This is a genomic window from Vreelandella halophila, assembly GCF_009856365.1.
GTDB lineage: Bacteria > Pseudomonadota > Gammaproteobacteria > Pseudomonadales > Oleiphilaceae > Halospina > Halospina utahensis_B.
This window is the reverse complement of the sequence record NZ_WMEX01000005.1, coordinates 307,153-331,945: the sequence shown is the minus strand read 5'-3', so window position 1 is coordinate 331,945 and position 24,793 is coordinate 307,153. Positions and strand designations below refer to the sequence as shown.

At 62.0% G+C, this 24,793-nt stretch carries 23 protein-coding genes and 1 tRNA gene; 3 read left to right on the top strand and 21 right to left on the bottom strand.

Annotated features, from left to right (window positions below):
• The coding region (locus tag GLW01_RS11240) for a hypothetical protein (RefSeq protein ID WP_160899084.1) at positions 1 to 253 on the bottom strand (253 nt) is incomplete at its 3' end.
• Positions 254 to 447: 194 nt separating this feature from the next.
• Here GLW01_RS11240 and GLW01_RS11235 point away from each other — a divergent pair.
• Entirely contained in the window at positions 448 to 1,023 is a 576-nt protein-coding gene (locus GLW01_RS11235; protein WP_151440015.1) for a hypothetical protein, read from the top strand.
• 16 nt (positions 1,024 to 1,039) lie between these two features.
• Here the strand turns inward: GLW01_RS11235 and GLW01_RS11230 are convergent, their stop codons facing one another.
• Together GLW01_RS11230 and GLW01_RS11225 are read right to left on the bottom strand one after the other, a co-directional pair.
• Positions 1,040 to 1,543 carry a hypothetical protein gene (locus tag GLW01_RS11230; protein ID WP_160899083.1) on the bottom strand — a complete coding sequence of 168 codons (504 nt, stop codon included), beginning with the start codon at positions 1,541 to 1,543 and terminating at the stop codon, positions 1,040 to 1,042.
• Positions 1,543 to 2,067, bottom strand: coding sequence for a GNAT family N-acetyltransferase (locus tag GLW01_RS11225; RefSeq protein WP_151440013.1), 525 nt, complete (start codon positions 2,065 to 2,067; stop codon positions 1,543 to 1,545). The genes GLW01_RS11230 and GLW01_RS11225 overlap by 1 nt, the downstream gene beginning before the upstream one ends.
• A gap of 63 nt (positions 2,068 to 2,130) precedes the next feature.
• On the opposite strand from GLW01_RS11225, the gene GLW01_RS11220 reads away from it, so the two are divergent.
• Positions 2,131 to 2,460 (top strand): hypothetical protein, encoded by a 330-nt coding sequence (locus tag GLW01_RS11220; protein ID WP_151440012.1) that lies wholly within the window; start codon positions 2,131 to 2,133, stop codon positions 2,458 to 2,460.
• Here GLW01_RS11220 and GLW01_RS11215 read toward each other — a convergent pair.
• The 4 genes from GLW01_RS11215 to GLW01_RS11200 form a co-directional block, all read right to left on the bottom strand.
• Positions 2,457 to 3,287: an alpha/beta hydrolase gene (locus GLW01_RS11215; RefSeq protein ID WP_151440011.1), complete on the bottom strand. Its 831-nt coding sequence runs from the start codon at positions 3,285 to 3,287 to the stop codon at positions 2,457 to 2,459. The two genes, GLW01_RS11220 and GLW01_RS11215, sit on opposite strands and share 4 nt — an antisense overlap.
• Positions 3,266 to 5,092: a DUF4105 domain-containing protein gene (locus tag GLW01_RS11210; RefSeq protein WP_160899082.1), complete on the bottom strand. Its 1,827-nt coding sequence runs from the start codon at positions 5,090 to 5,092 to the stop codon at positions 3,266 to 3,268. Before GLW01_RS11210 ends, GLW01_RS11215 begins: the two co-directional genes overlap by 22 nt.
• Positions 5,093 to 5,158: 66 nt before the next feature.
• Positions 5,159 to 5,638: a DUF3015 domain-containing protein gene (locus tag GLW01_RS11205; protein ID WP_151440009.1), complete on the bottom strand. Its 480-nt coding sequence runs from the start codon at positions 5,636 to 5,638 to the stop codon at positions 5,159 to 5,161.
• A 184-nt stretch (positions 5,639 to 5,822) separates the two neighbouring features.
• Positions 5,823 to 6,686: a thioredoxin family protein gene (locus tag GLW01_RS11200; protein WP_151440008.1), complete on the bottom strand. Its 864-nt coding sequence runs from the start codon at positions 6,684 to 6,686 to the stop codon at positions 5,823 to 5,825.
• Between the two features lie 150 nt (positions 6,687 to 6,836).
• Here GLW01_RS11200 and lon point away from each other — a divergent pair, with 150 nt between their 5' ends.
• Entirely contained in the window at positions 6,837 to 9,284 is a 2,448-nt protein-coding gene (gene lon / locus GLW01_RS11195) for an endopeptidase La (protein WP_160899081.1), read from the top strand.
• A 320-nt stretch (positions 9,285 to 9,604) separates the two neighbouring features.
• On the opposite strand, the gene pnp is transcribed toward lon, so the two are convergent.
• From pnp to rlmE, 14 genes are all read right to left on the bottom strand, one after another.
• A complete protein-coding gene (pnp, locus tag GLW01_RS11190) occupies positions 9,605 to 11,728 on the bottom strand; it encodes a polyribonucleotide nucleotidyltransferase (protein ID WP_151440006.1) in 2,124 nt (707 codons plus the stop codon).
• Positions 11,729 to 11,806: 78 nt separating this feature from the next.
• Entirely contained in the window at positions 11,807 to 12,076 is a 270-nt protein-coding gene (rpsO, locus tag GLW01_RS11185; protein ID WP_151440005.1) for a 30S ribosomal protein S15, read from the bottom strand.
• 73 nt (positions 12,077 to 12,149) lie between these two features.
• Positions 12,150 to 13,067 (bottom strand): tRNA pseudouridine(55) synthase TruB, encoded by a 918-nt coding sequence (gene truB / locus GLW01_RS11180; RefSeq protein WP_160899080.1) that lies wholly within the window; start codon positions 13,065 to 13,067, stop codon positions 12,150 to 12,152.
• Positions 13,064 to 13,480 carry a 30S ribosome-binding factor RbfA gene (gene rbfA, locus GLW01_RS11175; protein WP_151440003.1) on the bottom strand — a complete coding sequence of 139 codons (417 nt, stop codon included), beginning with the start codon at positions 13,478 to 13,480 and terminating at the stop codon, positions 13,064 to 13,066. The genes truB and rbfA overlap by 4 nt, the downstream gene beginning before the upstream one ends.
• Positions 13,481 to 13,492: 12 nt before the next feature.
• A complete protein-coding gene (gene infB / locus GLW01_RS11170) occupies positions 13,493 to 16,066 on the bottom strand; it encodes a translation initiation factor IF-2 (protein ID WP_160899079.1) in 2,574 nt (857 codons plus the stop codon).
• A 19-nt stretch (positions 16,067 to 16,085) separates the two neighbouring features.
• The gene (gene nusA / locus GLW01_RS11165; protein WP_151440001.1) at positions 16,086 to 17,582 is read right to left on the bottom strand and encodes a transcription termination factor NusA; all 1,497 of its coding nucleotides are present in this window, start codon (positions 17,580 to 17,582) and stop codon (positions 16,086 to 16,088) included.
• Between the two features lie 39 nt (positions 17,583 to 17,621).
• Positions 17,622 to 18,080, bottom strand: a complete 459-nt coding sequence (rimP, locus tag GLW01_RS11160; protein ID WP_151440000.1) for a ribosome maturation factor RimP — start codon at positions 18,078 to 18,080, stop codon at positions 17,622 to 17,624.
• 348 nt (positions 18,081 to 18,428) lie between these two features.
• Positions 18,429 to 18,513 (bottom strand) — tRNA-Leu (locus tag GLW01_RS11155).
• 61 nt (positions 18,514 to 18,574) lie between these two features.
• Positions 18,575 to 19,009 carry a preprotein translocase subunit SecG gene (gene secG, locus GLW01_RS11150; RefSeq protein WP_160899078.1) on the bottom strand — a complete coding sequence of 145 codons (435 nt, stop codon included), beginning with the start codon at positions 19,007 to 19,009 and terminating at the stop codon, positions 18,575 to 18,577.
• Positions 19,010 to 19,020: 11 nt separating this feature from the next.
• On the bottom strand, positions 19,021 to 19,779 hold the full coding sequence (tpiA, locus tag GLW01_RS11145) for a triose-phosphate isomerase (RefSeq protein ID WP_160899077.1): 759 nt from the start codon (positions 19,777 to 19,779) through the stop codon (positions 19,021 to 19,023).
• A gap of 63 nt (positions 19,780 to 19,842) precedes the next feature.
• A complete protein-coding gene (gene glmM / locus GLW01_RS11140; RefSeq protein WP_160899076.1) occupies positions 19,843 to 21,186 on the bottom strand; it encodes a phosphoglucosamine mutase in 1,344 nt (447 codons plus the stop codon).
• Between the two features lie 21 nt (positions 21,187 to 21,207).
• The gene (gene folP, locus GLW01_RS11135) at positions 21,208 to 22,038 is read right to left on the bottom strand and encodes a dihydropteroate synthase (RefSeq protein WP_160899075.1); all 831 of its coding nucleotides are present in this window, start codon (positions 22,036 to 22,038) and stop codon (positions 21,208 to 21,210) included.
• A 71-nt stretch (positions 22,039 to 22,109) separates the two neighbouring features.
• The gene (ftsH, locus tag GLW01_RS11130) at positions 22,110 to 24,050 is read right to left on the bottom strand and encodes an ATP-dependent zinc metalloprotease FtsH (RefSeq protein WP_202405679.1); all 1,941 of its coding nucleotides are present in this window, start codon (positions 24,048 to 24,050) and stop codon (positions 22,110 to 22,112) included.
• A gap of 109 nt (positions 24,051 to 24,159) precedes the next feature.
• The gene (gene rlmE / locus GLW01_RS11125; protein ID WP_151439994.1) at positions 24,160 to 24,783 is read right to left on the bottom strand and encodes a 23S rRNA (uridine(2552)-2'-O)-methyltransferase RlmE; all 624 of its coding nucleotides are present in this window, start codon (positions 24,781 to 24,783) and stop codon (positions 24,160 to 24,162) included.
• Positions 24,784 to 24,793: the final 10 nt, after the last annotated feature.

Sequence of the window (24,793 nt, the reverse complement as noted above, 5' to 3'; positions counted from 1 at the left end):
CGTTCCAGCGGATCAGCGAGCGGATGCGGCGCTCCATGAACATATCACCCGGCATGCGGGCCTCATCCGTGGGCTGGATGCTGTTGCGGAAGGGCGTGGTGATGGCGTAGGGCATGGGCGTGCCCGCCCGTGTCGCCCTGTCGGAAAGTTTCGAGAGCAGGTATTCCGCCCGTTCGACCCCCTCGTATTCAAGTACGGATTCCAGTGCCTCCAGCCATTCCCGGGTTTCGACCGGGTCCTCGTCTTCGCGCATCAGGGCCCTCCTGCATCGTGTCTATCGTGACGTGCTTCACATGACACTAACATAGTTCATGAAAAAGGGATTGCGCGTAATTGGTCACAGCTCAGTAACGGATATCCCTCACGACGGCGAACAAAATTTGACCTTTCTTAACGAAACATTACACTTTGTATAGACACCTTCTTCCACGGATCCGGAGCTCCGCCATGAAAACGGGACCCCAAACCCTCGCGGCCGCCCTGCTCAGCACCTTCATGGCCAGCTCCATCCAGGCGGTGGAACTGATGGATGAGTCAGCACTGGGTGGCGTCCATATCAACGCCGGTAATGTCCTCAACGTTGTCGGGCCAACGGCTGCCGGTGGCGAGATGCCCCCCATCCAGCAGACCGCAGGGGAACAGGCCAGCGTCAGCATGGCGCTGGGGCTGATGACCACTGAATCCAATCGCCCCTCCCGCCGGGTGGAGGATGAGCGGAACATTCTGTCGCTGGTATTCCCGGAACCGGAGTTCTCAATCCCACGCCGGCGGTCAATCCCGAGCCCGGCCAGCGACGGCCAAACCCTGATCGTGATCAACCCGCCGGAATACCGGGTCCAGAGTTTCATCGAGACCGTTCAGGGGCGGCCCGTGGTCAATACAGACTTTGATGTGCGGGTTCAGGAGATCCAGTGGCAGGGGGTCCGGTTCCCGAAGCAGGCCATTTCCCGGGATGGGTTCAATCAGACCCTGTACGGGTTGGAGTTCACTGGCTCGGGGCGCATGATGCGTAGCACCGACTGAGCAGGGGCCGCCGGCATCACAGCAGCACCGTGCCCACAAGCCCTGCCCAGACCAGGGCCAGCATGACCGGGAACAGGCGCAGCACCCAGACGGTCGGCGAGACCCGCGCAAAACGGCTGGAAATCATCTGCAGGTGCGCGGGCAGGTTGACCACTGCTTCGCCCCCGTACTCCGCGAGATGGGCCTCCAGCGCAGCAAGCGCCGCCTTGCGGTTCTGGAGATAGAGCGTGCCGAACCACAGCGCTGTGCCGAAGGCAAGCGCCACCAGGATGCCGATCACACCCAGCAGCACAAAGATTGTTTCCGAACCAAGTGCGGTCACGGGCCCGGCCCCATTTTCCAGCGCAAACCCGGCCACCGCTCCCAGGCCCACGTTGACGTAGAGGAGGTGGTGCAGCTTCTGCCAGTTGAGCTGGTCCTCATGGAGGTAGAGGCTCGAGGCGACATAGAATTCGTGGATCAGTATGTCGACCCGGTTGTCTTCCACATTCCGGCGCTGCACCGGCGGTGTCACATCCATCACGAGGCGCTCCTGCGCCAGATGCCACGCCGGCGACCATCAGGAGCATCCCGCTCGCAGCAGCGGGTAAAACCACTCTTTTCGTGGAACCCGATGGAACGGGTGTTTTCAGGCTCAAGCACAATAGCCGCATACTGCGGCAGACCACTGAATTCTTCGCTCACAAAACGGTAGAGTGCGGTGGCGGCACCCCGGACGCTGCTGCCACGCCGGCTGCAGATCTGCTTGACCAGCAGGAAAGGGCCAGGATCGTAGTCATGGATCGACAGGCTCACGGGATCATCCGGGCTGATGCGATCATCGGTGAGCGCCAGTATGAACGCCTCCACCTGCCCCTCATGTTCCAGCACATAGAAAGCGTTGGCGACCTGCGTGAACCGGCGGTACTCCGCGGGGGTAAAATTGGAGACCAGAAACCCATAGTCACGCGCCTCCGCGCTGCTCAGCCCCTGGAGAACCCATTGCTCCGCAAGACTGTGGATGGCGGGCACATCCTGGCCCGTCGCAGGACGGATCTCGGACATGAACAACTACCTCGATAGAATGAGCGCTGATAATAACCAAACCGCACGGGGTCTGCACGTGCTATGAATGGCAAACCACCCAGGCCGTCTCAGTGTGAACTCTGCGGGCGTGCCGTCGCGGACCTGACCCAGCATCACCTGATCCCACGGCGGCTGCACCGCAGGAAGCGCTTCCGTAAAGGCTTCTCGCGGGAGGAACTGGAGGAGCGCATCTGCTGGGTCTGTCGGCCCTGCCACAACATGATCCACCACGTACGCAGCGAGCAGCAGCTGGGCCTGCACCACAACACACTTGAAACACTGCTGGCCATCCCCGAGCTGGCGGAGTTCACGCGCTGGCTCAGCAGCAAGCCGCCAGGGTTCGTTCCGAAGAAACGCCACCGGCGCCGCTAGGGGCAGTCCTCATCCATGAAGTCCAGCAGGCGCTGGCGCACGTCCTCCGCCCGGGTACTCTGGATATGCCCGCCCTTCAGGCGCTGGAAGGTCTTGGGTTCGGCAGCAGCCTCATAAAGGGCGCGGCCGTGTTCGAACGGAATGATGCCATCGTCGATGCTGTGCATGATCAGCAGGGGCCTCGGTGCAATACCGGCAACCCGGTCAATGGGGTTGGCCTCATCCGGCATCAGCGGCGCCACCACAAAACTGAATGGCCAAAGCACCCAGCTTTTGTGCATCACATCCCGGGTAATGCTCTGGTAGCTGGTGAACGCGGCCTCCAGTATTACGCAGTCACCCTTGCCAGCGTTCTCCTTGCGGCCCAGCACGCCGGTGGCCAGCGAAGCGCCCAGACTCTGCCCGAACACCACCAGTGGAGGATCCACGCGATCCGCCGCGTACAGCCAGTCCAGCCCCAGCTGGATATCCTTCCGGGCACCGGCCAGATCCGGCTCCCCCTCGGAAAGGCCGTAGCCACGATAGTCAATCAACAGTACCTGGTAACCCTTCTCTGGCAGCCAGGCCACATTCATCAGGTGCGTGCTGATGTTCTGGGCATTGCCGTGCAGGTGGTACACCGTACCGCGCACCTCATCCGTGGCCGAGGGCAGCCACCAGCCGTGGATGCGCTGACCATCCGGGTGGATGAGCACGATGTCCTCATAGTCCAGCCCCTGGCGCGCCGGGTTCTGCACCCAGTCGTTCATCGGATAGAAGAAGAGGCCGCTGCAACCCCCCAGCCCGAGCAGCGTCAGCAGCAGGATCAGTCGAAGTAATAGCGCCATGAGAGATGGAACTCCGTTTCAGCCCGGTCCGGTCCGCCGTCCCGCTCAATACGGGCACGCAGGGCATGGTTGCGGCCCACGGGCACGTTGAGCGTGGCCGAAGGCCGATAGCGGCGATCGTCGTTGTGATAGTACAGACCTTCCGCCTCCAGCCCCAGCTGGAAGCTTTCAGCGTACCAGAGTACCCCGGCCCGGGCGCCGGCGGCCGTGGAGACCAGCACATCATGCGCACTGTTGTTCTCGGCCCTCGCCATGGCATAGGCGTAGGGGATGACGGGCCCCATCTCCCATGCCAGACCAGGGCCGCCCTGGACATGGCGGGTCAGATGCCGCTTGCTGCCGATGAAGCGGCGATCCAGCCCACCGTTCACGAACCAGGAGACCGGTTTGCGGAACCGGTTGCGCGGCGCAAGGGACTTGATATTGACCACATCCAGCTGCTCCAGGGTCAGGTCATCGCCCTCAGTCCGGCGGATGCGGGCGTTGAAGGCTTCAATCGCCGCCCCGTTGAGATAGCCCTCCGGGTTGTCCAGCCAGTCGTGATAACTGAAGCGCGCCTGGAGCTCCCCGAACCCACGATCACCCAGCATGCCGCCACCGGCGGCCAGCATCTTGGTGCCATGGCCTTTCTCCGGCGACACGGGACGCTGCGGGTCGATATCGGGAACGGTAGGCGTGCGATTCACCACCCGCAGCAGGGCAAGGCCACGCTGGGCTACCTCCTGGCTGCGCTCGCCCTCACGGTTCTGCAGCCGAAGATGGGCATAGGCCGCTCGGGCAACCAGGTTGCGGCTCCTGGGCGCCAGTGCCTGGAAAGCTTCTTCTTCGGCCACGGAGGCGTCCCGCGCAAGCGCCAGTGCCAGATCCTGTTCGCTGGCACTCAGGCGATCAACCAGTGCATCCAGCTCATTGGCCTTGGACGGCCGGTAGTCCACCGACTCAATGAAGCCGGCACGGTCCAGTGAGCGCACGGTATTGGCCGGTACCTCCGCAAAACGGAAGTCATCCATCAGGGTACTGTCAGGCCGCGCCAGATGGATCAGTTCCAGCAAACGGAAGGAGCAGTTCTCGTCCAGAAACAGGTAATCAAACTCAATATCCTCCAGCTCCCAGAGATGGGCGAGCAGCCACTCCCGCTCGCCCTGCGTGAGGTTGAGCTGGTACTCCCACATATCCCGGTTCTCAAGATGGGCGTAATCCCGGATCTTGTTCATGTAGGGGACATTGCTGAAGTAGCCGGGATAACCGCCGAACAGCCCCCGGTAGATGTAGAGAATGGAGTTCTCCTGCCCCTGCACCGTGGCGCCGAAGTTGATGGCACGGGAAAGCCAGACCCCGTCCTCATCGTTGCCACGGTCAATGCGCAGCAGCGTATGGCCGAACATGGAGGACGGGCTGTTCAGGTAGGACGCGGGGAAAATCAGGGCGACCCGCTCCTCGGGCATGGCCTCGCGCCACTCCTGGTAATCACTGCAGTGGCTCAGGGCCCCGTCATCGGGCCAATCCAGCTGTTGGCTCAGGAAACGGTAGCGGGCCGGAAAATCACAGCGCGCCTCGCTTTCCGCCGGGCGGAGCTGTTCAATACTCGCCTCCAGTTCGGCGCGCGCATCGGTTGCACCGGATTCATGCAGGAAGAACTCCGGATCGTCGATGTAGCTGCGCCCCTGGTACCGCCAGGTGGTTCCCTCGTTGATGTGGAGCAGCGCCTTCCAGCGGGGGTGCTCCGCCAGTTCCTCATTTGTGGCCCGCGCCCACAACGGCGCACTGGCCAGCACCAGTATCAGTGCCAGGTTTATTGATTTCATCGGTGGTTTGCCCGGGGGAAGGAACAACCGCCCGGCACAGGGCCGGGCGGTGGTATGGCGTGGCAATCAGCTGAGGCTTGCCAGCTGCTTGTCCTTGTTCATGACGGTCTGGATGTTGCCCATGACTTCTTCAGCGGTCACGTCTTCGCTCGGGAAGATGGTGTTGAAGTTTTCGTGCATGGTCTTCTTGAAGTGGGCGCGCTCTTCAGCCGGGATACCCATGGAGACGGAAAGCGCTGTCAGTGCTTCGCCATCGCCCATTGCCATATCCTGAGCCACTTCTTCCATGACCCCAGCCTGGGCCAGCATGTTTTCGCCGTTGTAGGACAGTGCACCACTGGTGTCACAGCCGTTAGTGCCGGAGGTAATGCCGAAGGTGCGGTTGCCGGAGGTACCATTCACCAGGGTTGCGAGAAGATGCATGGGCATGCCGTTGCTGCCTTCAAACAGCATGTTGCCCCAGCCACAGCCGGAACCGCCAGGTGCACTTGCCTGGGCACCGAAAGAAGTTGCAACGAGCGCTGCTGCTAACAGTGTTTTCCTCATTTTGAATCTCCACTTGGTTGTTCACTTCCTTGATAGCAGACCGACCACGGCGTGGTCCGATCCTCTTGCCCCGATTTGGTCATCTGGGGCTTCAGGAAAGATAAGCCCTATCCGGAGCCATGACAACCAAGTAACCGTGCGCGAAACCTTCTGTTAATCCGCAGACGCGACTCTGCTTCGCCAGTCAGTACATCATCGCAAACAGGCGCCGCCGATACTGCCGCACCAGCTGATTCTCATTGCCCAGCAGATCAAAAAGTTTGATGAGGGTGTTCTTGGCCGCACCGTCCTCGAAATCCTTCTCGGTCTGGACCGATTTCAGCAGAAGCTCCATGGCGGCTTCGTGGTCACCGGCCATGATGCCGTGGGTGGCCAGCTGATTCATCGCGGCCACGTCTGACGGGTCCTCTTTCAGGCGGGCCTGGAGCTCCGCCACGGGTGGAATATCCCGCGCCTGCTCCTCAAACTCAAACCGGGCTTCCAGCTGCTTGGCGCCAGGCTTGAGGCGCTCTTCCCCGGGCAGGCTTTCATAGATGGCACGCGCCTCTTCCACCTGCTCCTGCTCCAGCCTCAAGCGAGCCAGATCGATCAGCACGTCATAATCCTCGGGGTTCTGCTGATTCATCCGGATCAGCACAGCTTCCGCTTCCTCAAGCTGCCCCTCGGACCAGAGGCGCTTTACCTTTTCCTGGTCGCTTTCCGGCGGCGCATCCACATGCTGATCCAGCTTCTCGCGGATTTCGCCTTCCGGCAGCGCCCCATTGAATTCATCCAGCAACTGACCCTGTTTCACGATCTTGACGTTGGGAAGGCTCTGTACCCCCAGATGCCCCGCCAGCTCCTGCTGCTCCTCGGCATTGACTTTCGCCAGGACAAAGGCACCCCGGTACTCCTCGGCCAGTTTTTCCAGGATGGGTGTGAGCTGTTTGCAGGGCTGGCACCACTCGGCCCAGACATCAATCACCACCGTCGTGTTCATGGACGCTTCCAGCACCTTCTGCTGGAAGTTCTCGAGTGTGGCATCAAAAATGAACTCGGAATTACTCATAATGGTGGATCCTGTATTGGCGGTGGTCCGTACTGTCGCCCTAGATGGGGATCCGCAGCGGGTTGTTCAACCCGATCCCGCCCCTTGATTTGCGGAATTCAGACATCATGTCTGCGGGAACAATGGTGTTTGGTGACTGGAAGGGGGACCATGACGGACAGCGACGCAATCGAATACATCGGCAGGGATGACAACGGCCAGGGTGGCAGTGGCAGCGGCCTTGCCCTGCCCTATCAGGTGCTCCCGAAGCGGCTCTACATCATGCCACTCTCCGGGCGCCCGTTTCTGCCGGCCCAGGTGCAGCCCGTGGTGCTGAACCAGGACCCCTGGGACGAAACCCTTCAGAGGCTGGACAACACCAGCCACATGACGGTGGGGCTGTGCTTTGTCGAGAACGAAGCCGACGAGAGCGGGAGTGATGAAGACCTGCCCGCACCGGAGCAGCTGGCCACCATGGGCTGCGCGGTACGCGTTCATCACGTCCACCGCGAGGACGGCAAGATCCAGTTCATCGCCCAGGGCATCCGCCGCTTCCGCATTGACCACTGGCTGCGCCGGGAGCCCCCGTACCTGGCCGAAGTCAGCTACCCCGAGGAGCCGGCCGAGGACCACGAGCAGGTCAAGGCCTATACCCTGGCCATCATCAGCTCCATCAAGGAACTGCTTCGCACCAACCCCCTCTACGGCGAGGAGGTGAAGCACTACCTGTCGCGCTTCGGACCTGACGACAGCTCCCCGCTTGCGGACTTCGGCGCTGCCATCACCAGCGCCCGGGGCTCGGAGTTGCAGGACATACTGAATACCGTGCCGCTGCTCAACCGCCTGGAAAAGGTGCTCCTTCTGCTGCGCAAGGAACACGAAGTGGCCCAGATGCAGGCGGAGATCACCGAGGAGGTGAACGAGCGCGTGCAGAAACACCAGCGCGAGTTCTTTCTGCGCGAGCAGCTCAAGATCATCCAGCGCGAACTCGGCATTGCCAAGGACGACAAGACCGCCGACGTGGACATGTTCCGCGAGCGCATGGCGGAGAAGTCGCTTCCGGAAAACGTACAGGAACGCTTCGAGGACGAGATCGAAAAGTTCCAGGTGCTGGAGCAGGGGTCCCCGGAATACGGTACCACCCGCAACTACCTGGACTGGCTGACCCAGATGCCCTGGGGCCAGCATTCCCAGGACAAGCTGGACCTGAAGGAGGCGCGACGGGTCCTCAACCGCGACCACGACGGGCTGGACGACATCAAGGACCGCATCCTGGAGTTCCTGGCCGAGGGCACCTTCAAGGGCGAGATCTCCGGCTCCATCCTGCTGCTGGTGGGTCCCCCGGGGGTTGGCAAAACGTCCATCGGCAAGTCCGTGGCCAGTGCCCTGGGCCGCGAGTTCTACCGTTTTTCGCTGGGGGGCATGCGCGACGAGGCCGAGATAAAGGGCCACCGGCGCACCTACATCGGGGCGATGCCCGGCAAGTTCGTCCAGGCGCTCAAGGAAGTGGGCACCAACAACCCTGTGATCATGCTCGACGAGATCGACAAGATCGGCAACTCCTTCATGGGCGACCCGGCCTCCGCGCTGCTGGAAAGCCTGGACCCGGAACAGAACGGCGAATTCCTGGACCATTACCTCGACCTGAGGATTGATCTCTCCAAGGTACTGTTCATCTGTACCGCCAACCAGCTGGACACCATTCCCCAGGCGTTGCTGGACCGCATGGACACCATCCGGCTCTCCGGCTACATCACCGATGAGAAGGTGGACATCGCCAAGCACCACCTGCTGCCCAAGCTGCTCAAGCGGGCCGGCCTGAAGAAGAAGCAGCTGGACATCACCGACGGCGCCATACGCCAGGTGGTCGAGGGCTATGCGCGCGAGGCCGGCGTGCGGAACCTGGAGAAGCAGCTGCACAAGATCGTGCGCAAGGGCATTGTCCGCATGGTTGAGTCCGAAGAAGCGGAGCGGAGCCCGATCCGGGTGGGTGTGAAGGACCTGCCCGATTACCTGGGCCAACCCTGGTTCCGCAAGGAGAAGGCACTTCGCGGCGTGGGTGTGGTGACCGGCCTGGCCTGGACCGCCATGGGCGGTGCCACCATGGGCGTTGAGGCCTCACGCATTCACAGCCAGGATCGCGGTTTCACGCTCACGGGGCAGCTTGGGGATGTGATGAAGGAGTCCGCCTCCATCGCCCACAGTTTCGTCTCTTCCCACCTGAAACAGTACAAGGGCGATCCGGAGTTCTTTGATCGCTCCTACATACACCTGCACGTACCGGAAGGGGCCACACCCAAGGACGGGCCCAGCGCCGGCGTGACCATGGCCACAGCACTCCTGTCGCTGGCACGCAACGAGGCGCCCCACAGGACACTGGCGATGACGGGGGAGCTGACACTGACCGGCCAGGTGCTGGCCGTGGGTGGCATCCGCGAGAAAGTGATCGCCGCCCGGCGCCAGAAGATCAACACCCTGATCCTGCCGGAAGCCAACCGGGGCGATTACGAGGAGCTTCCGGATTATCTGAAGGAAGGCATGGAGGTGCATTTCGCCAAGGAGTACACCGATGTTTACCGGGTGTGCTTTGAGGATTCGCCACGCAGGAGGGCGCACTGATATCAAACCGGATCGCGAGCAGGGCTCGCTCCTACAGAGGGGGCGTCTCTGGCGTAGGAGTGAGCCCCGCTCGCGATACCCTCCCCGCGAGTAAGGACAAACCGCTATAGCGCACTGAGCTGTAGGAACTAAACTATGAATTATCGGTTGCGGCGCATCCGATCCTCAGAATTCCTGTCATCTGAGTAGAGCCCATTGGCCACCCACGCGGTGGCCTTTTTTATGCGCGACTGATACGCACACAGAAAAAAGGGTGGCCGGAGCCACCCTTTTTTTCGGATATCAGAGCCGGCGCCCGAAGGCGCCCTGGTCGCTGATGACTACTCGCCGGGCAGACGGAAGTCCACCGGCTCTTCATCGCCCGTGACCTCCTTCATGCTCAGCTTGACGCGGCCACGCTGGTCCACGTCCAGCACCTTGACCAGCACTTCCTGGCCCTCGGTGAGCTCCTCGCGGACACTCTCAATGCGCCGGTCGGCGATCTGGCTTATGTGCACCAGGCCATCCTTACCGGGCAGCAGATTGACGAAGGCTCCGAAGTCCACGATGCGCTCCACCCGACCACGGTAGACTCGATCCACCTCAACGTCGGCGGTAAGCTCCATGATACGGAACGTGGCTTTCTCAACCTGCTCGGAGTTCTCCGCGTAGATCTTGACCGTGCCATCGTCCTCGATATCGATGGAGGCACCGGTTTCCTCGCACAGCGAGCGAATGGTGGCGCCACCCTTGCCGATCACATCGCGGATCTTCTCGGAGTCGATGTGCATGGTGTGCATCTTGGGCGCGTTCTGGGCAACGTCCGACCGCGACTCGGAAATGACCTTGGCCATCTCGCCAAGGATATGCTGACGGGCCTCATAGGCACGCTGCAGGGCGATCTCCATGATCTCCTCGGTGATCCCGGCGATCTTGATGTCCATCTGCAGGGCGGTAACCGCTTCCGGTGTACCCGCCACCTTGAAGTCCATGTCGCCGAGATGGTCCTCGTCGCCCAGAATGTCGGTCAGGACGGCGAAATCCTCACCCTCTTTCACCAGACCCATGGCAATACCGCCCACCGGCGATTTAACCGGCACGCCGGCATCCATCAGCGCCAGACTGCTGCCGCAGACGGAGGCCATGGAGCTGGAGCCATTGGACTCGGTGATCTCGGAGACACAGCGGATGGTGTAGGGGAAATCATCATGCTTGGGCATGATCGCCTGAACACCACGACGCGCCAGCCGGCCATGGCCGATCTCGCGGCGCCCCGGGGGACCCATGCGACCGGTCTCGCCCACGGAGTAGGACGGGAAGTTGTAATGGAACAGGAAGGGATCGCGGCTCTCGCCCTTGAGGGAATCCACAATCTTGGCATCCCGGGCGGTGCCCAGAGTCGTAGTCACGATCGCCTGGGTTTCGCCACGGGTGAACAACGCCGAACCGTGGGCATTGGGCAGCAGCCCGACCTCCACATCGATGGGACGCACCGTGTTGTTGTCACGTCCGTCGATACGCGGCTCGTTACGCAGGATGCGCCCACGCACGATTTCCTTCTCGACCTTGCCAAAGTATTCCTTCACGTCATTCTCGGTGGGTTCGCCACCTTCTTCGTCAGACGCCAGTGCTTCGAGCACACGGTTTTTCAGCTCGCCCAGTGTCTCCTGGCGCTCAAGCTTGTCCTTGACCTGGTAGGCGGCCTCAATCTCGCTGCCGAACTGCTCCTTGATGCGGTTCTTCAGCTCGGTCTTCTCGGGCTCGGCTTCCCAGTTCCAGGAAGTCGGCTTCACCTCCTCAACGAACTCATTGATGCCCTGGATCGCAGTCTGCATCTCGTTGTGGGCGAAGAGCACCGCGCCCAGCATCTGGTCCTCGGTCAGGCGATCCGCTTCGGATTCGACCATCAGCACGGCGTCCTTGGTGCCGGCCACGACCATGTTGAGCCGGCTTTCCTCCAGCTTCTCATAGGTCGGATTCAGGAAGTAGCCATCCTCATCCGTGAAGCCAACGCGCGCGCCGCCGATCGGCCCCTCAAAGGGCAGCCCGGAAATGGACAGCGCCGCCGACGCCCCGATCATGGCCGGAATGTCCGGGTCCACGTTCTTGTTCGAGGACATGACGGTGCAGATGACCTGGGTCTCGTGCTTGAAGCCATCCTTGAACAGTGGCCGGATGGGCCGGTCGATCAGGCGCGAGGTCAGGGTTTCCTTTTCCGAGAGAGGCCCTTCCCGCTTGAGGAAGCCCCCCGGAATCTTGCCCACGGCGTAGGTCTTTTCCACGTAGTGGACCGCCAGCGGGAAGAACGGCATCGGGCTCGGTTCCTTGTCCGCCATGACGGTAACCAGAACGGAGGTGTCGTCCATGGTGACCAGGACGGCGCTGGTGGCCTGCCGTGCGATACGGCCGGTCTCGAGGGTAACGGTGGACCCTGCGAATTCGAAGGTTTTCTTGACTGGATTCACAGTTGCTCCTTTCCAGACGTGCGTTGTTCAGAACCAAAACGGCCAGACCCGAAGGTCTGGCCGAGGATGTTTTGACCGTTAGCGCCTGAGCTCAAGGCTGCGGATTATCTCAACGTAGCGATCCGCATTCTTGCGCTTGAGGTAGTCCAGCAGCTTGCGGCGCTGGTTGACCATCCGGATCAGCCCGCGGCGCGAGTGGTGATCCTGCTTGTTGTCCTTGAAGTGATCCTGCAGCTTCACGATGTTGTGCGTCAGAAGCGCGATCTGGACTTCGGGAGAACCGGTGTCTCCCTCGGCGCGCTGGTAATCGTTGACGATCTTCTGCTTTTCTTCGTTGGTCAGTGCCATGCTCTGATTTCTCCTGAATATGCTTTGAATGGGAACGGAGCGGACCGCGCATATCTACAGCCCGACCGTATGCTTACGACGCCCCGGTACGCATCAGCCTCCGGGGCCTTATGGCCTCCCCTGCCCCTTCTGCAAGGCCGAGGAAGCGTCCATCCTGATCGTACAGTCGACAGAGGCCATCAACCGCCGATTCAGAGGGCGATATGGTAACAGCCTGACCATTGGAAATCGATATGGCCCGGGGCCCATCCAGTACCGTCGCCGGCAGGTCCGAAAGCAGCACATCCGATGGCTGAAGCCACTCACGGGCCGCAGCGCGCCCCATGTTCTCCAGATCATCCAGCGTCAGGGCCTGTGCCAGCTCAAAGGGCCCGGCCTGCTCCCGGCGCAGCTCGGCCACATGGGCGCCACAGCCCAGCGCCTCGCCGATATCATCCACCAGGGTCCGGATGTAGGTCCCTTTGCTGCAACGCACGCGCAGCTCCAGTTCATCACCTTCAAGCCGCAGCACCGTCAGCTCATCAATACGGATGGGACGTGCCTCGCGTGGCACGGTCCGCCCCTCCCGCGCGTACTCGTAGAGTGGCCTGCCCTGGTACTTGAGGGCGGAGTACATGGAGGGCACCTGCTCGATCGCCCCCCGGAAAGGCGCCAGAACGGACTCCACGGCGTCTGTATCCAGGGCTGACGGCAGCGCCCTCTCCTGGACGGTCTCGCCATCCGCATCACTGGTATTTGTGCGCTGGCCGAGTCGGGCCACGGTACGGTAGGTCTTGTCCGCTTCCAGCAGGCGCTGGGCGAACTTGGTCGCCTCCCCGAAGCAGAGCGGCAGAACGCCCGTTGCAAGCGGGTCCAGGGCACCGGTGTGCCCGGCCCGGGCGGCATTGAGAAGACGGCGGACCTGCTGGAGCGCGGCATTGGAAGTCATCCCCGCGGGCTTGTCGAGCACCAGTACGCCGTTGATGTCTTCCCCGCGGCGCCTGCGGCTCAAGCCTCGCCTCCGTCCTCCGGGTCATCCCCGTCGCTCCGGCGCTCGTCACTGGCCACCGCCTTGCGGATCAATGATTCCATATGGCGGCTCTGGCCGGCCAACCGGTCAAACCGGAAACGCAGCTGGGGCACCACACGCAGACGCATGGATTTACCCAGATGCCCACGCAGGAAGCCGGAGGCCCGCTGAAGCACCTCCAGGCTGGTTTGGACCTCTTCGCTGTTCTCGTCCAGTTCCTCGGTGCTCAGCAGCGTGATGTAGATGTCCGCGTAACCGAAGTCCCGGGTCACCCGCACTTCACTGATGTTGATCATCCCCAGGCGGGGGTCCTTGACCTCCCGCTGGATCAGCTGCGCCAGCTCCCGCTGGATCTGGTCGGCAACCCGATCGGCACGACTGAATTCACGCGGCATGAGTACTCCCGATCAGTTGAGCTTGCGCTCAACCTGGATCCGTTCGAAGACCTCGATCTGGTCACCGACCTTCACGTCGTAACCCTTCACGCCGATACCACACTCCATGCCATTGCGCACTTCGTTGACGTCGTCCTTGAAGCGGCGCAGGGACTGGAGCTCACCCTCGAAGATCACCACGTTGTCACGCAGCACCCGGATGGGCTTGTTCCGGTAGACGTGGCCCTCGGTGACCATGCAGCCGGCCACCTGGCCGAAGCGCGGGGACCGGAAGGTGTCGCGCACTTCCGCGATACCCAGGATCTCCTCGCGGAACTCGGGCTTGAGCATGCCCGTCAGCGCTGCCTTGACGTCATCAATCAGGTTGTAGATGACGCTGTAGTAGCGCATGTCCACGTCTTCCTGCTCCGCCTGCTTCTTGGCGGCCGGAGTGGCACGGACGTTGAAGCCGAAGACCACAGAGCTGCTGGTGATGGCCAGGTTGATGTCGGACTCGGTGATACCGCCAACGCCGCTGGAGACCACCTGGACTTCCACCTCCTCGTTGCCCAGATCCTGCAGGGCACCGGTGAGGGCTTCCAGGGAGCCCTGAACGTCGGCCTTGACGATGACATTGAGGGTCTTGACCTCTTCCTTGCCCATATTCTCGAACAGGTTCTCGAGCTTGGCGGCCTGCTGGCGGTGGAGGCGCTGCTCGCGCTCCTTCTCCTGCCGGAACTCGGCCAGTTCCTTGGCCTTCTTCTCGTCCGCCACGCGCACGAATTCGTCACCGGCGTTGGGCGTACCGTTGAGCCCCAGCACCTCAACCGGGATCGAGGGGCCAGCCGTTTCGACCTGCTTGCCGGTCTCATCAACCATGGCGCGAATGCGGCCATAGTACATGCCGGCAACAATGACATCGCCCTTGTGCATGGTTCCGTTCTGGACCAGCAGGGTTGCCACGGAACCGCGACCTTTCTCCATGCTGGACTCAACCACCGTGCCCTTGGCCGGCCCATTGGGAACGGCCGTGAGCTCCTGCAGTTCAGCCTGCAGCAGGATCGCTTCCAGCAGGTTGTCGATACCGTCACCGGTCTCGGCGGAGACGTGCACGAACTGGGTCTCGCCGCCCCATTCCTCGGGGACGACTTCCATACCGACCAGTTCGTTCTTGACGCGGTCCGGATCAGCCTGGGGCTTGTCCATCTTATTCACGGCAATCACCAGGGGCACACCGGCAGCGCGGGCGTGCTGGACCGCTTCCTTGGTCTGCGGCATGACGCCGTCGTCAGCCGCCACCACCAGGATGACGATGTCCGTGGACTGGGCACCGCGGGCACGCATTTCCGAGAACGCGGCGTGGCCGGGCGTATCCAGGAAAGTGATCATGCCGTGACCGGTTTCCACGTGGTAGGCACCGATGTGCTGTGTGATACCCCCGGACTCGCCACTGGCCACCTTGGTCTTGCGGATGTAGTCGAGCAGTGAGGTCTTGCCGTGGTCAACGTGCCCCATGACACTGATGACCGGCGCACGCGCCTCGGCTTCACCCTCGTATTCGATATCGCTGAGGACTTCCTCTTCGATCTCGTCTTCGCGGACCGACTTGGCCTTGTGACCCATCTCTTCGACCACAAGAATCGCTGTTTCCTGATCCAGGGCCTGGTTGATGGTGGCCATGACGCCCATGCCCATCAGGGTCTTGATGACCTCGCCTGCCTTGACGGCCATGCGCTGGGCGAGCTCAGCGACCGTGATGGTTTCCGGAATTTCCACTTCATGCACCTTGGGCTTGGTCGGCTTTTCAAAAACATGGCGCTTTTCACGCTGCTGTTTCTTGCGGCGGGAGGAGCGCAGCGGCTTACGCGGCTCTTCCGCGGCAGCAGTGGCCTCTTCGGGCTCCGCTTCAGCCTCCGGTGCGTCCAGCTCAGCCAGTTCTTCCTCAACACGCGGTTTCTTGGGCCCTTTCTGAGCCGCCTTACCGCCCTTGTTCTTGTGCTTGTCTTCGTCGTCTTCGCGTTCCGGCTTGCCTTTCTTCTTCCTGGCGTGCTTACGCGTATCCTCTTTCACCGGCTCAGGAGCGGGCGCCGCTTCCTCGGCAGCAGGCTCTTCCGCCGCCGGTTCGCTCTCGGCGGCTTCGGAAGTCTCTGCTTCGGGCTCGGCAGGCTGTGTGGCTTCAGCCGCTTCGGCGGCGGCCTGCTCGGCAGGCGCTTCCTCAGCCTGCGGGGCCTCCTGGGCCTGCGCTTCAGCCGCCGCTTCTTCCGCCGGCTGTTCCGCCTCGTTCTCTGGCTGCCCCTGGGCTTCCGAGCGCTTCACGTAGGTGCGTTTCTTGCGCACTTCCACGTTCACGGTTTTGCCGCTACCGCCGCGGCTGCCGCCACCGGTCCTGAGCTGGGTCGTGGTCCGGCGCTTGAGCGTCACCTTGCTCGGCCCGCTGTCTCCGCCAGTCCCCTGGCGCAGATAGGCAAGCAGGGTCTGCTTTTCCTCGTCCGTAACCACATCGTCTTCCGCCCGCTTGCTCAGGCCGGCTTCCTCGAACTGACGGAGCAAGCGATCAACGGGAGCGCCTACGTCTTCGGCCAATTGCTTGACTGTTACTTCGGCCATACTGGTCCTCCTCTCCCGATTATTCCTGGCCCTCGAACCAGGGTGCGCGCGCGGTCATGATGAGCTGACCCGCGCGATCTTCATCCATACCCTCGATGTCGAGTAGCTCATCCACGGACTGCTCCGCCAGGTCCTCCATACTGCAGATGCCCTTGCCGGCGAGCGTCCGGGCCAGTTCGGGATCCATACCATCCATCCCGATCAGGTCCTCCTGGGGTTCGCCGCCTTCCTGGCTCTCGGTTCCCGATGCGAGCGCCTCGTTCAGCATGCCGTCACGGGCACGTTCACGCAGCTGCTCGACCAGATCCTCATCAAAGCCCTCAATGGCCAGCATCTCGTCACGCGGCACATAGGCAATCTCTTCAAGCGTGGTGAAGCCTTCCTCCACCAGCACCTGAGCGAGTTCCTCGTCCGCATCCAGGAAGCGCTGAAAGTGTTCAACCAGCTTCTGCGCTTCCTGTTCCTGTTTCTCTTCGGCCTCGCTCTCGGTCATGACATTGAGCTCCCAGCCGGTGAGCTCACTCGCGAGACGTACGTTCTGGCCGCCACGCCCGATAGCCTGGGCCAGATTATCCTCGGCGACCGCCACTTCCATGGAGTGGGTGTCCTCATCGATCACGATCGAGACCACCTCGGCGGGCGCCATGGCATTGATGACCAGCTGGGCGGGGTTGTCATCAAAGGTGACGATATCCACGCGTTCACCGCCAAGCTCATTGGAGACCGCCTGGACGCGGGCGCCACGCATGCCAACACAGGCGCCAACCGGATCGATCCGCCCATCGTTCGTCTTGACGGCGATCTTGGCGCGGGAGCCCGGATCACGTGCCGCGCCCTTGATGTTGATCAACTCCTCGGCGATCTCGGGCACCTCGATGCGGAACAGCTCAATGAGCATCTGCGGGCTTGTCCGGCTCAGGATCAGCTGAGGGCCGCGATGATCAGTACGGATCTCCTTGAGCAGCGCGCGCACCCGGTCGCCCATGCGGAAGGTCTCGCGCGGAATCAGCTGGTCACGCGGCAGCAGGGCTTCAGCGTTGCTGCCCAGGTCCACAATGACATTGTCCCGCGTCACCTTCTTGACCGAGCCGGAAATCAGCTCGCCCACCCGATCACGGTAGCTGTCGACGACCCGCGCCCGCTCGGCCTCACGCACCTTCTGGAAGATGATCTGCTTGGCGGCCTGGGCTCCGATGCGCCCGAAGGAGACCGACTCCACCTGCTCCTCGTAGACATCGCCGGGCTGCAGGGCCGTATCGATTTCGTTCGCTTCCTGGAGCGTCAGTTCCGTGCCCAGGGCCGGAACCGCGTCGTTGTCCACGATGGTCCAGCGGCGGTAGGTCTCATACTCACCGGTCTTGCGGTCAACACTGACGCGCAGATCCGCTTCCTCGTCCTCATACCGCTTCTTGGCCGCTGTTGCCAGCGCCATCTCGATCGCTTCGAAGATCACGTCCTTGTCGACGTCCTTCTCGTTCGAGACGGCTTCGACCACCATCAGGATTTCTTTATTCATTAAACAGCCCTGCCTTTCCTGTAAGCCTGATACTGCAAATCACTCGAATACCGGAACGATGCGCGCGCTCTCGATGGACTCGAACGGGAGCTGGAGCTCGTACTCACCCACCACCAGACAGATATCCTCGCCCTCGACCGCGCGCAGGATGCCTTCGTACTTGCGCCGCCCCTCAAAGGGCGCGCTCAGACGCACGCTCAATCTGGAACCAATGAAGTCATGGTACTGGTCCAGCCGGAACAGCGGCCGGTCCATGCCCGGAGAGGAAACCTCGAGGGTATAGTGGGTTCCGATCGGATCCTCGACATCCAGAACGCCGCTGACCTGGCGACTGACCTGCTCGCAGTCATCCACGGTGACCCCATCGGAATGATCGATGTAGACCCTTACCGTGCTGTGCTTGCCCTGAGCCAGGTATTCAATGCCCCAGAACACGAAGCCCAGCCCCTCGACCACCGGGGCCAGCATTTCCTCAAGCTTGCGAACCTTCGCGGACAATGCGCCTCCGCTGTCATGCAACCACTGGCCCGCCCGTTTGGCGGAGTCCAGAAACAAAAAAAGGGCTCTAACCAGCCCCTTTTCAAAACGTGGCCTCCGGTCTGCGGAGCCACCGAACGAAAAGCCAGCCGCCTCTGCGGCGGCCTGGCATCCCTGAAGGATGCCGCGGGCTGGTGATGCCACCCCGCGCACTGCTTCGACGCCTGCCGAAACAATGCCTTACCAGCGCAAAACGCACGCTGCACAGGAGCTGGAGTATAAGCACCACCCCCTGACTGGTCAAGGACTGACCAAAAAAACGGCTTGGTTGAGGAAAGCAGTGCCACCCCTTCCAAGCCGTTCCCTGTATGGTGCCGAAGGCCGGACTTGAACCGGCACGGCTTGCGCCACTAACCCCTCAAGCTAGCGTGTCTACCATTTCCACCACTTCGGCATGTCATTTCCGGAGCGTATACTAACGGACAGCCCCGGCATTTCCAATACCCACAAGGGGTTTATTCGATGGAGGGGACCCCTTCGTCCTCACTCTCACCACTTTCCGAGCCCCCGCTTCCTGACCCAGTGCCGCTGGCACCGCTGTCAGAGGCAATATCCGGAGCCTGACTGCCGCCTTCCTGGCCGGCCTGCTGCCCGGAGGCTGAAGAGGACTCTTCGACCGTCGGAACGCCTTCCTGGACGCCAACCTCGGCCCGCTGCTTCGCGTACATCGCCAGCGCGAAGCTGGTCACGAAGAACAGCGCGGCCAGCACCGCCGTGAGCTTGACCATGAAACCCACGCCCCCGGAGCTGCCAAACACCGTCTGAGAGGATCCACCCCCGAAAGCCGCACCGGCGTCAGCACCCTTGCCCTGCTGCACCAGAACCAGCACTACCAGGGCCACGGCAACGGCCACATGCACCAGCAGAATGCCTGTTTCAACCCAATCCATAATTCCGTCTCTCAACCGGCCCGACAGATGGCGGCAAAATCGGTCGCATTCAGGGATGCGCCTCCGATAAGACCGCCATCAATGTCGGGCTGTGCAAACAGTTCGCCAGCCGTCTCAGGCTTGACGCTGCCACCATAGATGACCGGCGCTTCGGTGGCCGCAGGGTCCAGTTCTCCCAGCGCCCCGCGGATATGCGCGTGTACCGCCTGCGCCTGCTCCGCGGTCGCGCTTTTCCCGGTCCCGATGGCCCAGACCGGCTCATAGGCGACACAGACATGGCGCCAGTCCGCTTCCGGAACGTCCGCCAGTGCCTCACGAACCTGGCGGGACACCACGGCCTCGGTGTCTCCGGCTTCACGCTCGGCTTCCGTCTCGCCCACACAGAGAATGGGATCGAGACCCGCGCTCAGCGCCTGAAGCACCTTGGCATTGATGCGACTGTCGGACTCAGACCAGTACTGGCGGCGCTCCGAGTGCCCTATGATGGCAAAGCTGCCATGCTGGTCCGCTGCCATCGAAGCAGCAATTTCACCCGTGTAGGCACCGGCTTCCCAGGCGGAAACATCCTGTACGCCCACCATGACCCTGCGACCGCTGTTGTCATTCAACGACTCACGCAACGCCGGGAGCAGGATAGCCGGGGGCATCACCGCCACTTCAACGGCCGGATCCAATCCTTCCAGGGCAGGCACCAGCTCTGCCGCGTATTCCGCCGCAAAAGCGCCCGTCCCGTTGAGTTTCCAGTTTGCTGCTATCAGCCGACGTCGCATACAAGAAGCCGTTTTTCAGGGACGCGGCACTATACCCAAGATGCCACCACGGCGCAAGGCAGCTCAGGGCGCCTCCCGCTGCACGACATCCGCCAGCTCGCGGGCCACCCGTCCGATATGATCCGCATCCTCACCTTCGGCCATGACCCTTATCACTGGCTCCGTGCCTGAGGCCCGCAGCAGGATCCGGCCGCGTTCGCCCAGCTCGGACTCGGCGGCGCGCACCGCCGACTGGATGCCCTCATAGTTGTCAGGGTTGAAGCGCTGACCAACCCGCACATTGACCGTCTCCTGGGGCAGGCGGGTGACATCGGCCAGCAGCTCCGCCAGCCCGCATTCGCGCTGATGCATGGCAACCAGCACCTGAAGGGCTGACACAATGCCGTCGCCGGTAGTGGTGCGGTCGCGACAGACGATGTGCCCGGACCCCTCACCACCGATCTGCCACCGGCGATTCACCAGCTCTTCCATCACATAGCGGTCACCAACCTTCGCCCGTGCGAACGGGATACCACGCCGACCCAGAGCCAGCTCAACGCCCAGGTTGGTCATCAGGGTTCCCACGACACCACCATCAAGACCGCCGGCATCATGGCGTTCACGGGCAATGATGTAGAGCAGTTCGTCACCGTCCACCTCACGGCCGGTTTGGTCGACCATGATCACCCGGTCACCATCACCATCGAAGGCGATACCGAGATCCGCACCAGTCTCCAGCACGCGCTGACGCATGGCTTCCGGCGCCGTGGAACCGCAGCCGTCATTGATGTTGAGACCATCCGGCTCCGCTCCCATGGCGGTCACCCGGGCACCCAGCTCCCGGAACACCGCCGGTGCCACGTGATAGGTGGCGCCATGGGCGCAGTCGACCACCAGATGCAGCCCTTCAAGGCTGAACTGGCCCGGGACGGTGCTCTTGCAGAACTCGATATAGCGGCCGGGCGCGTCATCGATGCGGGCCGCCTTGCCCAGGTCCCCAGCGGGAACCACTGCCAGCTCCGAGTCAATCCACTGCTCAATACGCGTTTCAAGCGCGTCATCGAGCTTGGTGCCGTCCGCCGAGAAGAACTTGATGCCATTATCGTGGTGGGGGTTATGGGACGCGCTGATGACGATACCCGCCGCTGCCCGGAAGGTGCGCGTCAGATAGGCAATGGCGGGAGTAGGCATCGGACCCAGCAGACGTACGTCCATACCGGCGGCGGAAAGGCCCGCCTCCAGCGCTGATTCGAACATATAGCCGGACAGGCGGGTATCCTTGCCGATCAACATCGTGTTGGCCTGCCCCTCCCTGCGAAAGGCGCGACCAGCCGCCCAGCCCAGTTTGAGGATAAAGTCCGGGGAAATTGGGTGAGTTCCCACTTCCCCGCGAATACCGTCCGTTCCGAAATACCTGCGCTCGCCCATTGTCATTATCCCTTTCCCGCTCTATGCCCGGAGGCTGCCCTGTTCGCGCGCAGCACGCACCATGCGCGCGGCATCCACCGTTTCTTTCACATCGTGCACACGCACGATCGCGGCACCTTTCATCATCGCCATGGCCGCGGCCGCGACGCTGCCCGCCATGCGCTCCTCAACGGGACGGCCGGTAACGCCACCGATCATGCTCTTGCGTGACATCCCCACCAGCACCGGCCAACCACGGGCGACAATGGCCTCCAGGTTCTCCAGCAGAACCAGGTTGTGCTCCAGGGTCTTACCAAAGCCAAAGCCCGGATCGTAGAGCAGCCGGTCACCGGGAATGCCCGCGTCCTGGAGCTGGGCGGCACGGCGGTCCAGATACCCCAGGACTTCCTCCAGAACATTACTGTACTCGGGCCGATCCTGCATGGTCTCAGGCTCCCCCTGGCGATGCATGATGCAGACGGCCAGGCCGGTGTCACGCGCCGCCGCCACAGCGCCTTCCCGCTCCAGAGAACGTACATCGTTGATCATGCTGATACCCAGGCGCGCCCCTTCACGCATCACTTCGGGAGCGCTGGTATCCAGGGAGATGGGGACATCCAGCTCACGATGGATCGCCTCGATGACCGGGCAGACGCGATCCAGCTCCTCCTGAAGGGGAACCGGTGTTGCTCCGGGGCGAGTGGACTCGCCGCCAATATCCACCCAGTCCACACCTGCCTCAACCATGGCCCGTGCCTGGGACAGCGCATTGCCTGGATCGATGAAACGGCCGCCATCCGAGAACGAATCCGGAGTGGCGTTGATTACCCCCATGACGGCAGGTGACGGTGTCTTCTCAGACAGTATGGTCATGAATACTCCCCTCAACGAAAAACGCTCCCGGGACTGACCCGGGAGCGCTCAGACCACGGAGGGTCGGGCGTTCAGTGTTCACCAGCCGGATGACCGGCCCCCTCACCGTCCGACGCCCTGGAGCCGGAGTCGGAATTGATATCCGCCACAACGGTGTCACCGCCGTGATCGTCATCATCATCCCAACTGCTCGGCGGCCGCGGCACCTTGCCCGCCATGATGTCATCAATCTGACCGGCATCGATGGTTTCATACTTCATCAGCGCATCCGCCATCAGATGCAGCTTCTCCATGTTGTCCACAAGGATCCGCTTGGCGGTTTCATAGCACTCATCGATGATCCGGCGCACCTCTTCATCAATGGCCTGGGCCGTGGGCCCGGAAACACCCTTGCCGCCGGAGCCGGAATCGTACCCTGCAAAGGGCTCATCACGGTCTTCGTCGTACATCAGCGGACCGAGCTTATCGGACAGCCCCCACTTGGTGACCATGTTCCGGGAAAGCTCCGTGGCACGCTTGATGTCGTTCTGGGCCCCGGTGGTTACGCCATCCTTGCCCAGTGTCAGTTCCTCAGCAATACGGCCACCGAAGAGACTGCAGATCTGGCTGATGATGTAACGCCGGCTGTGACTGTACTTGTCCTCTTCCGGCAGGAACATGGTCACGCCCAGTGCGCGACCACGCGGAATGATACTGACCTTGTAGACCGGGTCGTGCTCGGGCATCAGGCGGCCAACGATCGCGTGGCCGGACTCGTGGTTCGCGGTGTTGAGCTTTTCCTTCTCGGACATGACCATGGACTTGCGCTCTGAGCCCATCATGATCTTGTCCTTGGCAAGCTCCAGTTCGTCCATGGAAACCAGGCGCTTATTGCGGCGCGCGGCGAACAGGGCCGCCTCATTGACCAGGTTCTCCAGATCGGCACCGGAGAACCCGGGCGTACCGCGCGCGATGTCCCTGGGCTGGACACCATCCGCCAGCGGCACCTTGGACAGATGGACCTTGAGCACGTGTTCCCGACCCCGGATATCCGGCAGCGGAACCACCACCTGGCGGTCAAAACGCCCCGGGCGCAGCAGCGCCGGGTCCAGCACGTCCGGGCGGTTGGTGGCGGCGATCACAATCACGCCCTCGTTGCCCTCGAAGCCGTCCATTTCGACCAGCATCTGGTTGAGCGTCTGCTCGCGCTCATCGTGGCCGCCGCCCATACCGGCACCACGATGGCGGCCGACGGCATCGAGCTCATCGATGAAGATAATGCAGGGGCTCTGCTTCTTCGCCTGCTCGAACATGTCGCGAACACGCGAGGCGCCCACGCCCACGAACATCTCAACGAAATCTGACCCCGAGATGGTAAAGAACGGTACTTTGGCCTCGCCTGCTATGGCCTTGGCCAGCAGGGTCTTACCGGTACCGGGTGGGCCAACCATGAGCACGCCCTTGGGAATATGCCCGCCGAGACGCTGGAACTTGCTGGGATCCTTGAGGAAGTCCACCAGCTCCTTCACGTCCTCCTTGGCCTCATCAACGCCAGCAACGTCATCGAAGGTGGTCTTGATCTGCTCCTCACTCATCAGCCGGGCCTTGCTCTTGCCGAAGGACATGGGGCCCTTGCTGCCACCGGCACCACCCTGCATCTGGCGCATGAAAAAGATGAAGATCGCAATGATGATCAGGATCGGGAAGGACGCAACCAGCAACTGGGTCCAGATGCTCTGCCCCGAGGACTCCTTGCCGGTGACCTCCACATTGTTATTGTAGAGATCATCCATCAGGTTCGGATCTTCAACAGCCGGCCGGATGGTAGTGAAGTTCTCCCCGTTCTGCCGTGCGCCCGTAATGGTCTGGCCTTCAATGGTCACTTCCTCGACCTGGCCACTGCGCACCATCTCGATGAACTGGGAATAGTTGAGCTGTTGCTGCTGTGGTTCCGGGCTGAAGTTCTGGAATACCATCAGCAGGACGGCTGCAATAACCAGCCACAGAACCAGATTTTTCGCCATGTCGTTCAAGATCACTCACCCATACTGTCTGCCCGTTCTGAACTCGAACGGTCCTGTTTCGAACTTTACACCAATGCGCCCGTCAGCGGCCATAGCCGGCCCTCACCGCCTACAGCCCTTAACGTCCCCGGAACCCCGTACACACCTGATACTGCTCACGCGACCGGCCCCTGGAGGCATCCGGCTTGCGGCTGGCCACCCGCTGGAAGTCCCTTTTCATGGTACGAAGCAGGTCATCAAATCCCTCCCCCTGGAACACCTTGGTCACAAACGCACCACCAGGACGCAGAACCTCATGCGCCATTTCCAGCCCCAGCTCCACCAGGTGCATGGCACTGGGGATATCAATGGCTGCCACACCACTCATATTGGGCGCCATATCGGAAATGACAAGGTCCACCGGACGACCATCGAGCGTCGCCAACAGCTCCTCCAGAACCGCCTGCTCGGTGAAATCACCCTGAACAAAGGTGACTTCCGGAATCGGATCCATCGCCAGGATGTCGCTGGCAAGCACGGTACCACTCTCCCCGACCCGCTCAGCAGCCACCTGGGACCAGCCTCCGGGGGCAGCACCCAGATCGACCACGGTCTGCCCGCGCCGGAACAATCCGTCCTTCCGGTCGATCTCGATCAGCTTGTAACTGGCGCGCGAACGATACCCCTCCTCCCGTGACCGATTCACGTAGGGATCCTGGTGGTGCTCGCGCAGCCAGCGGTCACTGCTCTTGGAACGTCCCAATCCTGCCTCC

Coding starts and splice junctions, on each gene's coding strand:
- GLW01_RS11235 (WP_151440015.1), top strand. CDS start 448: ATGAAAACGGGACCCCAAACCCTCGCGGCCGCCCTGCTCAGCACCTTC.
- GLW01_RS11230 (WP_160899083.1), bottom strand. CDS start 1,543: ATGGATGTGACACCGCCGGTGCAGCGCCGGAATGTGGAAGACAACCGG.
- GLW01_RS11225 (WP_151440013.1), bottom strand. CDS start 2,067: ATGTCCGAGATCCGTCCTGCGACGGGCCAGGATGTGCCCGCCATCCAC.
- GLW01_RS11220 (WP_151440012.1), top strand. CDS start 2,131: ATGAATGGCAAACCACCCAGGCCGTCTCAGTGTGAACTCTGCGGGCGT.
- GLW01_RS11215 (WP_151440011.1), bottom strand. CDS start 3,287: ATGGCGCTATTACTTCGACTGATCCTGCTGCTGACGCTGCTCGGGCTG.
- GLW01_RS11210 (WP_160899082.1), bottom strand. CDS start 5,092: ATGAAATCAATAAACCTGGCACTGATACTGGTGCTGGCCAGTGCGCCG.
- GLW01_RS11205 (WP_151440009.1), bottom strand. CDS start 5,638: ATGAGGAAAACACTGTTAGCAGCAGCGCTCGTTGCAACTTCTTTCGGT.
- GLW01_RS11200 (WP_151440008.1), bottom strand. CDS start 6,686: ATGAGTAATTCCGAGTTCATTTTTGATGCCACACTCGAGAACTTCCAG.
- lon (WP_160899081.1), top strand. CDS start 6,837: ATGACGGACAGCGACGCAATCGAATACATCGGCAGGGATGACAACGGC.
- rpsO (WP_151440005.1), bottom strand. CDS start 12,076: ATGGCACTGACCAACGAAGAAAAGCAGAAGATCGTCAACGATTACCAG.
- rbfA (WP_151440003.1), bottom strand. CDS start 13,480: ATGCCGCGTGAATTCAGTCGTGCCGATCGGGTTGCCGACCAGATCCAG.
- infB (WP_160899079.1), bottom strand. CDS start 16,066: ATGGCCGAAGTAACAGTCAAGCAATTGGCCGAAGACGTAGGCGCTCCC.
- nusA (WP_151440001.1), bottom strand. CDS start 17,582: ATGAATAAAGAAATCCTGATGGTGGTCGAAGCCGTCTCGAACGAGAAG.
- secG (WP_160899078.1), bottom strand. CDS start 19,009: ATGGATTGGGTTGAAACAGGCATTCTGCTGGTGCATGTGGCCGTTGCC.
- tpiA (WP_160899077.1), bottom strand. CDS start 19,779: ATGCGACGTCGGCTGATAGCAGCAAACTGGAAACTCAACGGGACGGGC.
- glmM (WP_160899076.1), bottom strand. CDS start 21,186: ATGGGCGAGCGCAGGTATTTCGGAACGGACGGTATTCGCGGGGAAGTG.
- folP (WP_160899075.1), bottom strand. CDS start 22,038: ATGACCATACTGTCTGAGAAGACACCGTCACCTGCCGTCATGGGGGTA.